This window comes from Pseudomonas sp. EL_65y_Pfl2_R96 (assembly GCF_963970905.1).
GTDB lineage: Bacteria > Pseudomonadota > Gammaproteobacteria > Pseudomonadales > Pseudomonadaceae > Aquipseudomonas.
The window spans coordinates 1-472 of the sequence record NZ_CAXAQH010000298.1 but is presented as its reverse complement, the minus strand read 5'-3'; the positions used below and the strand labels follow the sequence as shown (position 1 = coordinate 472).

1 pseudogene is annotated in these 472 nt (G+C 61.2%); it reads right to left on the bottom strand.

From position 1 onward, the window contains the following. Positions 1 to 266, bottom strand: a pseudogene (locus AACY49_RS30730) (hypothetical protein); the annotation flags it as partial. Between the last annotated feature and the right edge of the window lie 206 nt (positions 267 to 472).

Sequence of the window (472 nt, the reverse complement as noted above, 5' to 3'; positions counted from 1 at the left end):
ATGAATACCCGACGCACTGGTTTCGGTTTGTAGGCTCCAGCCACCACACTGGCGATCAATGGGTCGAGGACTTCCGGACCGAAGTCCGCGAAGGTCTCGCCATCGACACCCGGCGTCATCGTCCCCCGATTGGAGACGATCTTCTTGAGTCCCTGCTCCCAGAGAAGCCGAGACCCCATCAGACGATGAAGCCCATTTACTCGTTTGCCCGACGCTGCCAGCGTCGGAATGGCCTCCAACCGGGCCATCACAGTTTCAGGTAGCATCAGCACACCCCATGATTTCGGTTGAAGTATCGCAACTGCCGCCCTTCCCCCGGCGGTCTCCGCTTTCGGCCCGGTCGCCCGTTCCTTATGCGGATGCACCGTCTCCCCGACTGGGAAGCTGTCCCAGGCATTACCCCGGGCGTTTGAGTACTATGGCGGCTCCGTACCCATGCAGGTCGGCCGAAGCCGCCTGTTTAGGGCATCCC